The organism is Nocardioides sp., assembly GCF_036401255.1.
Lineage (GTDB): Bacteria > Actinomycetota > Actinomycetes > Propionibacteriales > Nocardioidaceae > Nocardioides.
This window is the reverse complement of record NZ_DASWVI010000122.1, coordinates 1-13,520: the sequence shown is the minus strand read 5'-3', so window position 1 is coordinate 13,520 and position 13,520 is coordinate 1. Positions and strand designations below refer to the sequence as shown.

General features: G+C 71.1%; 12 protein-coding genes. 8 read left to right on the top strand and 4 right to left on the bottom strand.

The window, feature by feature from the left end:
* Window positions 1-930, top strand: a 930-nt coding sequence (locus tag VGD85_RS05490; protein ID WP_331062437.1) for a DUF58 domain-containing protein, incomplete at its 5' end; no start/stop codon positions are given.
* 125 nt (window positions 931-1,055) lie between these two features.
* On the opposite strand, the gene VGD85_RS05485 is transcribed toward VGD85_RS05490, so the two are convergent.
* On the bottom strand, window positions 1,056-2,051 hold the full coding sequence (locus tag VGD85_RS05485; RefSeq protein WP_331062436.1) for a stage II sporulation protein M: 996 nt from the start codon (window positions 2,049-2,051) through the stop codon (window positions 1,056-1,058).
* A 43-nt stretch (window positions 2,052-2,094) separates the two neighbouring features.
* Here VGD85_RS05485 and VGD85_RS05480 point away from each other — a divergent pair, with 43 nt between their 5' ends.
* The 4 genes from VGD85_RS05480 to VGD85_RS05465 all read left to right on the top strand — a co-directional run bounded on the left by VGD85_RS05480 (window position 2,095) and on the right by VGD85_RS05465 (window position 6,699).
* On the top strand, window positions 2,095-2,904 hold the full coding sequence (locus VGD85_RS05480) for an RDD family protein (RefSeq protein ID WP_331062435.1): 810 nt from the start codon (window positions 2,095-2,097) through the stop codon (window positions 2,902-2,904).
* A gap of 340 nt (window positions 2,905-3,244) precedes the next feature.
* Entirely contained in the window at window positions 3,245-4,621 is a 1,377-nt protein-coding gene (locus VGD85_RS05475) for an ABC transporter substrate-binding protein (protein ID WP_331062434.1), read from the top strand.
* A 189-nt stretch (window positions 4,622-4,810) separates the two neighbouring features.
* Window positions 4,811-5,773 (top strand): sugar ABC transporter permease, encoded by a 963-nt coding sequence (locus tag VGD85_RS05470; protein ID WP_331062433.1) that lies wholly within the window; start codon window positions 4,811-4,813, stop codon window positions 5,771-5,773.
* A complete protein-coding gene (locus VGD85_RS05465) occupies window positions 5,770-6,699 on the top strand; it encodes a carbohydrate ABC transporter permease (RefSeq protein ID WP_331062432.1) in 930 nt (309 codons plus the stop codon). The genes VGD85_RS05470 and VGD85_RS05465 overlap by 4 nt, the downstream gene beginning before the upstream one ends.
* A 64-nt stretch (window positions 6,700-6,763) precedes the next feature.
* Here VGD85_RS05465 and VGD85_RS05460 read toward each other — a convergent pair whose 3' ends face one another.
* Entirely contained in the window at window positions 6,764-8,125 is a 1,362-nt protein-coding gene (locus tag VGD85_RS05460; protein ID WP_331062431.1) for a GH1 family beta-glucosidase, read from the bottom strand.
* Window positions 8,126-8,172: 47 nt separating this feature from the next.
* Between VGD85_RS05460 and VGD85_RS05455 the strand changes: the two genes are divergently transcribed.
* Window positions 8,173-9,213, top strand: coding sequence for a LacI family DNA-binding transcriptional regulator (locus VGD85_RS05455; protein WP_331062430.1), 1,041 nt, complete (start codon window positions 8,173-8,175; stop codon window positions 9,211-9,213).
* On the opposite strand, the gene trmB is transcribed toward VGD85_RS05455, so the two are convergent.
* Window positions 9,176-9,931 carry a tRNA (guanosine(46)-N7)-methyltransferase TrmB gene (gene trmB / locus VGD85_RS05450; protein ID WP_331062429.1) on the bottom strand — a complete coding sequence of 252 codons (756 nt, stop codon included), beginning with the start codon at window positions 9,929-9,931 and terminating at the stop codon, window positions 9,176-9,178. The genes VGD85_RS05455 and trmB overlap by 38 nt on opposite strands.
* Before the next feature lie 124 nt (window positions 9,932-10,055).
* Here trmB and VGD85_RS05445 point away from each other — a divergent pair, with 124 nt between their 5' ends.
* Both VGD85_RS05445 and VGD85_RS05440 read left to right on the top strand, forming a co-directional pair.
* On the top strand, window positions 10,056-10,541 hold the full coding sequence (locus VGD85_RS05445) for a GyrI-like domain-containing protein (protein ID WP_331062428.1): 486 nt from the start codon (window positions 10,056-10,058) through the stop codon (window positions 10,539-10,541).
* Between the two features lie 29 nt (window positions 10,542-10,570).
* The gene (locus VGD85_RS05440; protein WP_331062427.1) at window positions 10,571-11,914 is read left to right on the top strand and encodes an aspartate aminotransferase family protein; all 1,344 of its coding nucleotides are present in this window, start codon (window positions 10,571-10,573) and stop codon (window positions 11,912-11,914) included.
* Window positions 11,915-12,211: 297 nt separating this feature from the next.
* Here VGD85_RS05440 and tuf read toward each other — a convergent pair whose 3' ends face one another.
* A complete protein-coding gene (tuf, locus tag VGD85_RS05435; protein ID WP_331062426.1) occupies window positions 12,212-13,405 on the bottom strand; it encodes an elongation factor Tu in 1,194 nt (397 codons plus the stop codon).
* Between the last annotated feature and the right edge of the window lie 115 nt (window positions 13,406-13,520).

The following is a 13,520-nucleotide window of genomic DNA, read 5'->3' as shown; positions in this document are numbered from 1 at the left end:
GGCGACCTGCGGACGGCCGGCGTGACCGTGCGGTTGCGGGGTCCGCTCGGCCTCGCGGCCCGGCAGCGCACCCTCGCGGTCGACGGGACGGTGCGATCGCTGCCGCCGTTCGAGTCCCGCAAGCACCTGCCCAGCCGCCTGGCGCGGCTGCGCGACCTCGACGGCCGGGCCGCCGTGCGGGTGCGCGGGCCGGGCACGGAGTTCGACTCGCTGCGCGAGTACGTCCGTGGGGACGACGTACGCTCCATCGACTGGCGCGCGAGCGCGCGCAGCCGCGGCGTGGTGGTCCGCACCTGGCAGCCCGAGCGCGACCGACGGGTGGTGCTGGTGCTCGACACCTCCCGGACCTCCGCGGGCCGGGTCGGCGACGTGCCCCGCCTCGACTCCGCGATGGACGCGGCGCTGCTACTCGCCGCGCTCGCGGCGCGGGCCGGCGACCGGGTCGACTTCCTGGCGGGCGACCGCCGGGTCCGCACCCGGCTGCGCTCCGCGGGCGCCCGCGACGTCGCCGCCCGCCTGCAGGAGGCGATGGCCGACCTCGAGCCGGTGATCGCCGAGGCCGACTGGGACGCGCTCGCCGGCGCGGTCTCCGCCCTGGGCCGGCAGCGCGCCCTCGTCGTACTGCTCACCCCGCTCGAGCCCGCGGCCCTCGAGGAGGGCCTGCTGCCGGTGCTCCCCACCCTCACCCGGCACCACCGCGTCGTGCTCGCGTCGGTCCGCGACCCGGCACTGGAGGAGCTCGCCGACGCCCGGGGCACGCTCGACGAGGTGTACGACGCCGCCGCGGCCGAGCAGGTCCTCGCCCGGCGCCGGCACACGGCGCGACTGCTGGCGGCTCTCGGCGTCGAGGTCGTCGACGCCGACGCCGAGTCGTTGCCGCCCGCGCTGGCCGACCACTACCTGGCGCTCAAGGCGCGCGGGCTGCTCTGAGGCGACCGGCCCCGGCGAGTCCCACGCGCCCCCGGCGTACCACTTGTCAGCCGAAACCCGCACGACACGCCGGTGCCCCTCGGCGTGTCGTGCGGGTTTCACCGGCTGACCGGTGAAACCCGCACCTACGCCTGCGCCGCGACCCCGTCCTCGAGCAGCGCGGCGTCGAGGTCGCCGGAATGGCCGTGACGGACCGCCTCACGCCCCACCACGAACACATAGGCGAGGAACACCGCCTCGGCGAGGATGCCGATGGCCAGGCGGGCCGCGGTGGGCAGGCCGGAGGGGGTCACGAACGCCTCGATCACGCCGCTGACGAACAGCACCGCGACCAGGCCGAGGGCCACGGTCCCGGCGGTGCGGCCCTCGCGCGCGAGCGACTGGGCCCGGGTCAGCGGCCCCGGCTCGACCCAGGACCAGAACAACCGCAGGCCCACCCCGCCGGCGACGAAGACCGCGGTGAGCTCGAGCAGGCCGTGCGGGAGGATCAGCCCCCAGAAGTGGCCGCCGTGGTCGTGCCGGATCATGATCGAGCCGATGATCGCGAGGTTCGCGATGTTCTGGAACAGCAGGTAGACCACCGGGACGCCGAGCACCCCGAGTGCCAGGCAGAGCCCGGCGACCCAGGCGTTGTTGACCCAGACCTGCGCGGCGAAGTGGCTCGCGGCGTACTCGCTGTAGTAGTCCTCGAAGTCGTGCGCGACCAGCTGGTCGACCTGCTCGGGTGAGAGCAGGCTCTGCTCGACCGCCGGGTGGTCCAGCAGCCACAGCATCATCACCGCGGTGACCGCGACGTTGGCGGCCAGCGTCCCGAGCCACCACCACCGCAACCGGTAGAGCGCGGCCGGGAAGCGCCGGCCGAAGAACAGGCCGACGCTGCGCCAGGTGCCGGTGCGCGTGCCGGCCGCGCGGTTGCGCGCGCGGGAGAGCAGCGCGGACAGGTGCGCGACCACGGTGGCGTCCGGGGCCGAGGTCCGCACGACCGACAGGTGGGTCGCGACCCGCTGGTAACGCTCGACGAGCTCGTCGGCCTCGGCACCCGTGAGCCGGCGCTTCCGGGTGAGCTCCTCGAGGCGACGCCACTCCGCCCCGTGCGCGCCGACGTACGCGTCGAGGTCCATGGACCGACCCTACGGCGCGATCACCCTCCTAGACTCGAGCCCGATGGCGACCCCCGAGCTCGCGACGCTCACGACCGACGACCTCGTCACCGGCGAGGCGGTCGCGCTCGACCTGCCCCCGGCCAGCCTCGGCGTGCGGATCGTGTCCGGGCTCATCGACGCCATCGCCACGCTCGCCCTCCTCGTCGCGCTGGCGATCGGGCTGAGCGTCGCCGCCCTCCAGGCCGACGACGCGCTCGTGCGGGTCGCGACGCTGGCCGCCGTGATCGTCGCGCTCGTGGGCTTCCCGACCACCCTCGAGACGCTGTCCCGGGGCCGGTCGCTGGGCAAGCTCGCGCTGGGCCTGCGCACCGTGCGCGACGACGCCGGCCCGATCTCGTTCCAGCACGCGTTCGTCCGCGCGCTGGTGGGCGTGGTCGAGGTCTACCTGTTCTTCGGCGGGCCGGCCTTCTTCTCGGCCCTGCTCAGCGAACGCGGCAAACGGCTCGGGGACTTCGCGGCCGGGACGTACGTCGTGCGCGAGCGGGTCAAGCTGCAGATCCCGCCGCCGGTCCCGATGCCGCCGCAGCTCGCGGGGTGGGCGCGCACCGCCGACCTGGGCACGCTGCCCACCGGACTGGCGCTCGCCGGGCGCCAGTTCCTCGCCCGCCTGCCCCAGATCGATCCGGCCTCCCGGGCGGCGATCGGCACCAGGCTGGCCGCGGCGGTGCAGGAGTACGTCGCCCCCGCACCCCCGCCGGGCACCGCACCGGAGGCGTTCCTGGCCGCCGTGTTCGCCGCCCGCCGCGAGCGCGACACCGCCCGCTTGGCTCGTGAGGCGCAGCTGCGGCAACGACTCACCGCCGGCCGCTGACGCCCCCAGGTCACGGACCGTGACCTCGACCGGGTCGAAGGTCAACGGGTTCTGCTGTCCTTGGTCCCTCCCGCCCGCCGGGCACCCCACCCACGATGGGCGGTACCGGCAACGTCCCGTTGGCGGCAGCGACGGAGACCGTCCCGGCCTCGAGCGCGGACCCGCACGTTCCCGACCATTTTTGGGAGCGTTCCCATCGAATGGTGATGCGTGTTACAGAAACGTTACGGCTCTGGCTTGACGGGGCGGAGCGTAAACGTTTGCATCGTGTTCGACGGAGCGGGTTCCGGGCACGCGGACCCAGGACGGACCTGCTGACAACGCAGAGAGGAATGCACGCATGCGATCACGCAAGACGCGCCGGGGGATGGCAGTCGCTGCCGCTCTCGTGAGCGCTGGACTCGTTCTCGCCGGCTGTGGCGGGAGCGACGACGAGAAGGGCAGCGGGGACGCGAGTGGCAAGTCTCCCGGTGAAGGCAAGGCCGAGTGCGAGCAGCTCACCCAGTTCGGTGACCTGACCGGCAAGGACGTGACGGTCTACACCTCGATCGTCGCGCCCGAGGACCAGCCGCACATCGACTCCTGGAAGGTCTTCGAGGACTGCACCGGAGCCGACGTCAAGTACGAAGGCTCCAAGGAGTTCGAGACCCAGCTGCAGGTGCGGGTTCAGTCCGGCAACCCGCCGGACATCGCCTACGTCCCGCAGCCCGGCCTGCTGCAGACCCTGGTCAAGACCGGAAAGGCCGTCGAGGCACCCGACACCGTGGCGGCCAACGTCGACAAGTGGTTCGGCGAGGACTGGCGCTCCTACGGCAGCGTCGACGGCAAGCTCTACGCCGCCCCGCTCGGCGCGAACGTGAAGTCGTTCGTGTGGTACTCCCCCAAGATGTTCGCCGAGAACGGTTGGGAGATCCCGAAGACCTGGGACGACATGCTGGCGCTCTCGGACAAGATCGCCGCCACCGGCATCAAGCCGTGGTGTGCAGGCATCGAGTCCGGCGAGGCCACTGGCTGGCCGGCCACCGACTGGCTCGAGGACGTGCTGCTGCGCTCGGTCGGTCCGGACGTCTATGACCAGTGGGTCGCCCACGAGATCCCCTTCAACGACCCGGCCGTGGTCGAGAGCCTCGACAACGTCGGCGCCATCTTGAAGAACGACAAGTACGTCAACGGCGGCATCGGCGACGTCAGCTCGATTGCGACCACCGCGTTCCAGGACGGCGGCCTGCCGATCGTCGACGGCAAGTGCGCCATGCACCGCCAGGCGAGCTTCTACGCCGCCAACTGGAAGCCCGGCACTGACGTGTCGGAGAACGGCGACGTGTTCGCCTTCTACCTGCCGCCGATGGGCGACGAGTTCGGCAGCCCGGTCCTCGGCGGTGGCGAGTTCGTCCTGGCGTTCTCGGACGCGATCGAGGTCCAGGCGTTCCAGACCTACCTGTCGAGCGACCAGTGGGCCAACGAGAAGGCCAAGGCCACCCCGAACGGCGGCTGGGTCAGCGCCAACACGGGTCTCGACATCGCCAACCTGGCCAGTCCGGTCGACCAGTTGTCCGGCGAGATCCTGCAGAACCCCGACGCGGTCTTCCGCTTCGACGGCTCCGACATGATGCCGGGCGAGGTCGGCGCCGGTTCGTTCTGGAAGGAAATGACGAACTGGATCACCGGCGAGAGCACCCAAGACGCCCTCGACAACATCGAGAAGTCCTGGCCGTGACCGACCTCCGCCCCGCCGGTCGCTGACCGGCGGGGCGGACCCGTCCCGGGTGCCCATCTGCCAGGCCGCGACCCCCACCGGCGGGTCGCGGCCCGGCGTATCTCCCTCCACCTCCTACCCACCTACCTCGCCGTCCGCCCGGCCGCCGAGCTGCCGCTCGGCCGGCCCGAGTCCATCGGGAGTACCTGTATGTCCACAGGTGAGAAGTTCATCCAGATGGTGATCGCGATCGCGCTGTTCTTCGGCGTGGTCGCGATCATCTTGTTGCTGACCCAACGTCTCCGATCCCGCCGGGGCGAGCTGGTGCAGTCTGCAGCCTTCGTGCTGCCCGCCGTGCTCTTGATCTGCGTCGGCCTGCTGTACCCGGCGGTCACGACTATCTACCAGTCGTTCCTCGACCGCACCGGCGATGCAGCAGTCGGGTTCGACAACTACAAGACCATCTTCACCGACTCCGACCAGCTGCTCGTGCTGCGCAATACCGCGGCCTGGGTGATCCTGGTCCCGATCCTCTCCACGTTCATCGGGCTGGTGTACGCCGTGCTCGTGGACCGCTCCCGTTTCGAGAAGTTCGCGAAGGCGCTGGTCTTCTTGCCGATGGCGATCTCGCTGGTCGGCGCCTCGATCATCTGGAAGTTCGTCTACGACTACAAGGACAGCTCCCAGACCCAGATCGGCATCGCGAACGCGGTGCTCAAGGGCTTGGGCTTCGACACCTACAAGTTCATCCTCAACGATCCGTGGAACACGGTGTTCTTGATCATCGTGATGATCTGGGTGCAAGCAGGATTCGCGATGACGATCCTCTCGGCCTCGATCAAGGCGATCCCCGACGACATCGTCGAGGCGGCCCGGCTCGACGGCGTCGGCGGCCTGAAGATGTTCCGCTACATCACCGTGCCGAGCATCCGGCCCTCGCTGATCGTGGTGCTCACCACGATCAGCATCACGACACTCAAGGCCTTCGACATCGTCCGGACGATGACCGGCGGCAACTTCGACACCAGCGTGCTCGCCTACCAGTTCTATCGCGAGTACTTCAACTCGGCGAACCAGGGCCTGGCCACGGCGATCGCGTCGCTGATCTTCGTGCTGGTCATGCCGATCGTCATCTACAACGTCCGTCAGATGCGCAAGCTGGAGGCACGATGACCACCGCCATCCCCGACGAGAAGGGCGTCGAGGCCGTCGTCGCCCAGGAGCCCGTGGCAGCGAGCGCCAAACGCGCCCTCAGCTCCCCGTGGGCCTCGCTGACGGCCATCATCATCGCGGTCCTCTGGACCATCCCGACCTTCGGCCTCCTCGTGACGTCGTTCCGGCCCGAGGGCGAGATCCCGAAGAGCGGTTGGTGGACCGCGCTCTGGAACGGCGGCTGGACCCTGGACAACTACGACCAGGTGCTCAACGGCAGCGACACCAACCTGAGCACGTACTTCGTCAACTCGCTGGTGATCACCATCCCCTCGGTCCTGATCCCGATCAGCATCGCGGTAATGGCGGCCTACGCCTTCGCGTGGATGAAGTTCCCGGGCCGCGACTTCCTGTTCGTGGCGATCTTCGCCCTGCAGATCGTGCCGATCCAGGTCACGATGATCCCGCTGCTCAAGCTGTACGTGAACCAGGGCTTTGCCGGTTCGGACGCTCCCGGCGGCGGCTTCTACACGATCTGGCTCTCGCACTCGATCTTTGCGCTGCCGCTGGCTATCTACCTCCTGCACAACTTCATGAGCCAGATCCCCGGCGAGCTGATCGAGTCCGCTCGCGTCGACGGGGCGGCTCACGTGCAGATCTTCACCCGGATCATGCTGCCGCTGATGGCGCCGGCCATCGCGGCGTTCGGCATCTTCCAGTTCCTCTGGGTCTGGAACGACCTGCTCGTCGCCCTCGTGTTCGGCGGCGGCAGCCTCGAGGTCTCGCCACTGACGGTGCGCCTCGCGGAACTGTCGGGCACCCGGGGCAACGACTGGTTCTTGCTCTCCTCCGGTGCGTTCGTCTCCCTGGTCGTGCCGCTGATCGTCTTCCTGTCGCTGCAGCGGTACTTCGTCCGCGGGCTGCTGGCCGGAAGCGTCAAGGGCTAGACGAGCACTCAGCCAGGATCGAGGAGCACCCGTGCACGCCGGGGTCGGGACGACCAGGAGCTGGTCAGTCGGCCCCGGCGATGTGCTGGGCGAACCACTGGTAGGACGCCTTGGGCGTCCTGGTCTGGTCTTGGGGGTCGACATGCACGATGCCGAACGTCTTGGTGTAGCCCTCGGCCCACTCGAAGTTGTCGAGCAGCGTCCACAGGATGTAGGCCCGGACGTCCGCACCAGCGGCGCGGGCCCGCTCGGTCGCGGCGATGTGGTCGCGCAGGTAGGCGATGCGGTCCTGGTCGTCGATGACGCCGGTGTCGTCGACGGTGTCGTCGGCGTACGCCGCGCCGTTCTCGGTGACCACCAGCGGCAGGCCGGTGCGCTCGTAGGTCTCGACGAGCAGCTCCTCGAGGCCGCGGGCGTCGACCTCCCACCCGATGTCGGTGCGCGGCTCGCGCACCACGATCGACACCGGCGCGGCGCCGGGGTAGGCGTCGAGCTCGTGGTGCACCGGGATGCTCGGGTCGGGCACCGCCGGGCGGAACGGCGTGTAGTAGTTGATGCCGATCCAGTCGGCCGAGCCCCGGGCCAGCTCGAGGTCGCCGTCGCGCACGACCGTCGGGTCGGCCAGCTCGGGAGCGACCGCCAGCAGGCCCTCGTCGTAGGCGCCGTCGACCAGCGGGTCCAGCCAGACCCGGTTGCGGATCGCGTCGATGCCGTCGGCGGCCGCCTCGGCCTCCGGCGTCTCGGGCCAGAACGGCGCCAGGTTGAGCGCCATGCCGACGGCGGTGACCCCGGCCTCGTGCAGGCGCTGCGCCGCGAGGGCGTGGCTGAGCACGAGGTGGTGGGCCGCGACGTGCGCCCGGCCTCCCTCACGGCGGCCCGGGGCGTGGATGCCGGCGGCGTAGCCGAGGTACGCCGCGCACCACGGCTCGTTGTGGGTGGCCCAGACCCCGACCCGGTCACCGAGGCGCTCGTGGACGACCATCGCGTAGTCGGCGAAGGCCTCGGTCGTCGAGCGCTCCAGCCAGCCGCCGCGGTCCTCCAGGGCCTGCGGGAGGTCCCAGTGGTACAGCGTGGCGGTCGGGGACACGCCCCGGGCGAGCAGCGCGTCGACCAGCCGGTCGTAGTAGTCCAGGCCCCGGGTCTCGACCCGGCCGGTGCCCTCGGGCAGGATGCGCGACCACGCCACGGAGAAGCGGTACCAGCCGACGCCGAGGCCGGCCAGCAGGTCGGCGTCCTCCTCGTAGCGGTGGTAGGAGTCGCAGGCGACCGACCCGTCCGACCCGTCGCGGATGGCGCCGGGGCGAGCGGTGAAGGTGTCCCAGATGGACGGGCCGCGGCCGTCCTCGGTGCTCGCCCCCTCGATCTGGTACGACGCCGTCGCGGCGCCGTAGGCGAGGGTGCTTCCGTCGGGCAGGTGCAGGCTCATGGGCGCCATGCTAGTGCCTGGACCGGTAAAGTGGGAGCGCTCCCGCTATGACGGGCATCAGGGACGTCGCGCGCGAGGTCGAGATGTCGACCGCGACGGTCTCGCGCGCGCTGCGCGGGCTCCCGGGCGTGTCCGAGGCGACCCGCAGCCGGGTCCGGGAGACGGCGCAGCGGCTGGGCTACGTGCCCTCGCCGAGCGCCGCCGGGCTGGCCAGCGGACAGACCCGCACGGTCGCGGTGATCGTCCCGTTCGTCACCCGGTGGTTCTTCGCCGCGGTGGTGCAAGGCGCCGAGGAGGTGCTGCGCGAGCGCGGCTACGACCTGCTGCTCTACAACCTCGGTGGTGACCCCGCGGCACGACACCGGGTCTTCGAGACCAGCCTGCTGACGAAGCGGGTCGACGCCGTGCTCGTGCTGAGCCTCAAGCCCAGCCCGGAGGAGCTGCGCCGCCTCGAGAAGCTCGGCCGGCCGGTGACGATCGTCGGCGCCGACCTCCCGGGCTGGGCCACGGTGCGCATCGACGACCACGACGCGGCCGTCACCGCCATGGAGCACCTGCTCGGCCTGGGGCACCACCGGATCGGCTACGTCGGCGGCGACACCGAGGGGGTCCTCGACTTCACCGCACCCGTCGAGCGGCTGGCCGGCTACCGCGACGCCCTCCGGGCCGCGGGCCGCTCCCCCGAGCCCGGGCTCGAGGCCAACGGCGAGTTCACGGTCGGCGGAGGGATGCGCGCCGGCCGCGAGCTGCTCGAGCGGCCCGAGCGCCCGACGGCGGTCTTCGCCGCGTCCGACGAGATGGCGATCGGCGTGCTGCGCGCCGCGCGCGAACTCGGACTGCGGGTGCCCGAGGACCTCTCGGTGATCGGCATCGACGACCACGAGATGGCCGGCTTCTTCGACCTCACGACCGTGGCGCAGCCGGCCCACGAGCAGGGCCGGGTGGCGGCCCAGCAGGTGCTTCACGCGCTCGCCGAGCGCAACTGGGAGCCGGATCAGGTGCTGCTGCCGACGCAGCTCGTCGTACGCCGCACGACCGCCGCGCCCGCCCTCAGGCCGGGGCGCGGCGGCGGTAGGCGAGGTCGGTGATCGCCCGGCCGGCGGCGATCCCCTTGCGCTCGAACTTCGTGACCGGGCGCTCGGCCCACCGCTCGACGACCCCGCCCTCGAGCAGCGGCTCGGCGTCGAGGACCTCGACCATCTGCTCGGCGTAGTCCGCCCAGTCGGTGGCGAGCCGCCACGTCGCACCCGGCGCCAGCCGGCTCGCGGCCAGCCGCGCGAAGTCGGGGGTGACCAGGCGCCGCTTGTGGTGCTTGGTCTTGTGCCAGGGGTCGGGGAAGAACACCCAGAGCGCGGCCAGGCTCTCCGGCTCGACGAGGTGCGCCATCGACCACACCGCGTCGACGCTCAGCAGCCGGACGTTGGACAGGCCCGCCTCGCCGATCCGGCCCAGTGTGTCGGCGACCCCCGGACGCCAGACCTCGAACGCGACGACGTCGTGGTCGGGGCGGGCGGCCGCCAGCGCGACCGTCGACTCGCCGATGCCCGAGCCGATCTCCACGATGAGGGGCGCCACCCGGCCGAAGAGCGCGGGCAGGGCGAAGCCCGGGTCGTCGACCGCCTCGTCGGGCACCCACCAGCGCTCGGCGTACGCGTCCCAGGCCTGCTGCTGGCGGGGGGTGAACCGGCTGCCGCGCCGGGAGTAGGTGAGCACCTCGCGCATCCGTCGGCCGTCCCCGGTGAGCTTGTGGTGGGGCCGCGCCGGGCGCACGCCGTCGGGCTGCTGGTGGGGGGCGTGCTCGGACATGACTCCATCCTCTCCCAGGGCCGGCGGGGCGCGGACGCCCGTCCCTTCCTCCCGTGCCCTTCGGCCCTACTGCCCGGTACGGACGCTTTCTAGCGTCGGAGGTGAGAACTCAACGGAGGTAGGAATGAACCACACCATCGACGACGTGCACGAGGCCGGACGCCGGATCGCGGTCACGTCCTTCCCCTGGGACCACGAGGACATCACCGAGGTGATGACCGCGTCGTTCGGGACGGTGGCGCGGTATCTCGCCCAGGTGCGGGTGCCGATCACCGGACCGGCGGTCGGCTACTACACCAAGCAGCAGGACGGCCACTTCCGCGTGTCCGCCGGGTTCGTCGTCGACCAGGCGTTCGAGAGCGACGGCACCGTGGAGGTCATGCGGCTGCCGGCCGGGCGGGTCCTCTCGACGGTGCACATCGGGCCCTACGAGCGGCTCACCGAGACCTACGACGCCCTCCAGGAGTACGCCGCACGCCACCACCTGGTGCTCAACCAGGAGGCGATGTGGGAGGAGTACCTCTCCGGCCCCGAGGTCGAGCCCGAGCAGGTCCACACCCGCGTGACCTGGCCGGTCACCCACGCGAACGTCTTCGCCACCACGCACTGAACCACGGCGGCAACCACTAGGTTGGGCGCGTGCTGGACCGCGCCCGCCTCGCAGACCTGACCGCCGCCGAGGAGGATCGCTTCGCCTCCCGCCATCCCCGCTCGGCCCAGCTCTCGGCGCGCGCCCGCGGGCCCCTGCTCGCGGGCGTGCCGATGCCCTGGATGACGCGGTGGCCGGGGCGGTTCCCGCTGTTCTTCGAGTCCGCTGCCGGCGCCCGGCTCGTCGACGTCGACGGGCTGGAGTACGTCGACCTGTGCCTGGGCGACACCGGCGCGATGACCGGCCATGCCCTGCCGCAGGTCGCCGACGCGATCGCGGAGCGGGCCCGGACCGGCATCACCACGATGCTGCCCTCGGAGGACGCGCTGTGGGTCGCCGAGGAGCTGGCCCGGCGCTTCGGCCTGCCCACCTGGCAGCTGGCGATGTCGGCCACCGACGCCAACCGCTTCGTGCTGCGGTTCGCCCGCCACCTGACCGGGCGGCCGCGCGTCGCGGTGATGGACTGGTGCTACCACGGCACGGTCGACGAGACCCTGGCCATCCTCGACGGCGACCGCGTGGTGCCGCGGCCGGGCGCGCTCGGCCCCCAGGTCCCGGTCGCGGAGACGACCGCGGTCGTGCCGTTCAACGACGTCGAGGCGCTCGAGCGCCGGCTGGCCGTCGGCGACGTCGCCTGCCTGCTGATGGAGCCGGCGCTGACCAACATCGGCATCGTGCTGCCCGACCCGGGCTACCTCGAGGCCGTCCGGGAGATCACCCGCCGTTACGACGTGCTGCTCGTGATCGACGAGACTCACACGCTGTGCACCGGCCCCGGGGGCGCGAGCGCCGCGTGGGGCCTCGAGCCCGACCTGCTCGTGGTCGGCAAACCGATCGGGGGCGGTGTGCCGTGCGCGGCGTACGGCATGACCGCCGAGGTCGCCGAGCGCCTCTCCGGCCCGATGCTCGGCCACGAGATCGACGTCGCCGGCGTCGGCGGCACCCTCACCGGCAACGCCCTCGCGCTGGCCGCCATCCGGGCCACGCTCTCGACCTGCCTGCGCGAGGAGGACTTCGCGCTCGCCGTGCCGCTCGCCGAGCGGTTCGCCACCGGGGTCGCCGACGTCATCGCCGAGCACGGGCTGCCCTGGCACGTCCAGCGGCTCGGCTGCCGCGCGGAGTACTGGTTCTGCCCGCCCCCGCGCGACGGTGCCGCCGCCGCGGCCGCGGTCGACGAGGACCTCGAGGGGTTCTTGCACCTGTGGTGCCTCAACCGCGGGGTGCTGCTCACGCCGTTCCACAACATGGCGCTGTTCTCCCCCGCCCACACCCCCGCCGACGTCGACCGGCACACCGAGGTGTTCGCCGAGGCCCTCGACGCGCTGCTGGGCTGACGTCCGCGGGGTGCCGAGTCGGCGCTTCTGCAGGTCCCCGCGGTGCCGAGTCGGCGCTTCTGCTCACCGCGGGAGGCTCGAGGCCCCGCAGCCCACGCGCCGACCGCAACCACATCGTCGAAGGATCTCAACCAAGTCGCATCCGCGGCCGCGCGCGGCGCCGGAGGCGACGCGCGAGACGCGGCCTCCGCAGTACCGCCGACTCGGCTCGGACCAAACGCAGGATGCCTGACTCACAGCGAAGGGCCCCGCCAGCCGCTTTCGCGGCTGACGGGGCCCTCACTGTGAGTCAGGCGATCACTTCGTGATCTTGGTGACCCGGCCGGCGCCGACGGTGCGGCCACCCTCGCGGATCGCGAACCGCAGGCCCTCGTCCATCGCGATGGGCTGGATGAGCTCGACCGACATCTCGGTGTTGTCACCCGGCATGACCATCTCGGTGCCCTCGGGCAGGGTCACGACACCGGTCACGTCCGTGGTCCGGAAGTAGAACTGCGGACGGTAGTTGTTGAAGAACGGCGTGTGGCGGCCGCCCTCCTCCTTCGAGAGGATGTAGACCGAGGCCTCGAAGTTGGTGTGCGGGGTCGTGGTGCCCGGCTTGGCGACGACCATGCCGCGCTCGACGTCCTCGCGCTTGGTGCCACGGAGCAGCAGACCGACGTTCTCACCGGCCTGGCCCTCGTCGAGGAGCTTGCGGAACATCTCGACACCGGTGACGGTGCTCTTCTGGGAGGCCTCGCGGATGCCGAGGATCTCGACCTCCTCGCCGACCTTGACGATGCCGCGCTCGATACGGCCGGTGATGACCGTGCCGCGACCGGTGATCGTGAAGACGTCCTCGACCGGCATGAGGAACGGCTTGTCGGTGTCGCGCTCCGGGGTCGGGATGTACTCGTCGACCGCGTTCATGAGCTCGAGGACCGACTCGCCCCACTTGGCGTCGCCGTTGAGGGCCGGGAAGGCCGCCACGCGCACGACCGGGATGTCGTCGCCCGGGAACTCGTACTCGGAGAGGAGCTCGCGCACCTCCATCTCGACGAGCTCGATGAGCTCCTCGTCGTCGACCATGTCGCACTTGTTGAGCGCCACGACCAGGGCGGGCACGCCGACCTGGCGGGCCAGCAGCACGTGCTCACGGGTCTGCGGCATCGGGCCGTCGGTGGCGGCGACCACGAGGATCGCGCCGTCCATCTGAGCCGCGCCGGTGATCATGTTCTTGATGTAGTCCGCGTGACCCGGGCAGTCGACGTGCGCGTAGTGCCGCGACTCGGTCTGGTACTCGACGTGCGCGATCGAGATGGTGATACCGCGCTGACGCTCCTCAGGGGCCTTGTCGATCTCGTCGAACGGCGTGAAGGGGTTCAGGTCCGGGTACTTGTCGTGCAGCACCTTGGTGATCGCCGCCGTGAGCGTCGTCTTGCCGGGGTCGATGTGACCGATGGTGCCGATGTTGACGTGCGGCTTGGTCCGCTCGAACTTCGCCTTAGCCACTGTGGGCTCCTCCTGGTTGGGTTGTTACTTGACTCGTACTTGCTGGTGGTACTGCCGAGGGTCCGGACTGCAGCCGCAGAGGCTACTCGCCACGCACCTTCTTGATGATCTCGTC

Bases quoted from the DNA above. Each gene is read 5' to 3' on its own strand.
- VGD85_RS05485 (WP_331062436.1), bottom strand. From the start codon at position 2,051: ATGGACCTCGACGCGTACGTCGGCGCGCACGGGGCGGAGTGGCGTCGC.
- VGD85_RS05480 (WP_331062435.1), top strand. From the start codon at position 2,095: ATGGCGACCCCCGAGCTCGCGACGCTCACGACCGACGACCTCGTCACC.
- VGD85_RS05475 (WP_331062434.1), top strand. From the start codon at position 3,245: ATGCGATCACGCAAGACGCGCCGGGGGATGGCAGTCGCTGCCGCTCTC.
- VGD85_RS05470 (WP_331062433.1), top strand. From the start codon at position 4,811: ATGTCCACAGGTGAGAAGTTCATCCAGATGGTGATCGCGATCGCGCTG.
- VGD85_RS05465 (WP_331062432.1), top strand. From the start codon at position 5,770: ATGACCACCGCCATCCCCGACGAGAAGGGCGTCGAGGCCGTCGTCGCC.
- VGD85_RS05460 (WP_331062431.1), bottom strand. From the start codon at position 8,125: ATGAGCCTGCACCTGCCCGACGGAAGCACCCTCGCCTACGGCGCCGCG.
- VGD85_RS05455 (WP_331062430.1), top strand. From the start codon at position 8,173: ATGACGGGCATCAGGGACGTCGCGCGCGAGGTCGAGATGTCGACCGCG.
- trmB (WP_331062429.1), bottom strand. From the start codon at position 9,931: ATGTCCGAGCACGCCCCCCACCAGCAGCCCGACGGCGTGCGCCCGGCG.
- VGD85_RS05445 (WP_331062428.1), top strand. From the start codon at position 10,056: ATGAACCACACCATCGACGACGTGCACGAGGCCGGACGCCGGATCGCG.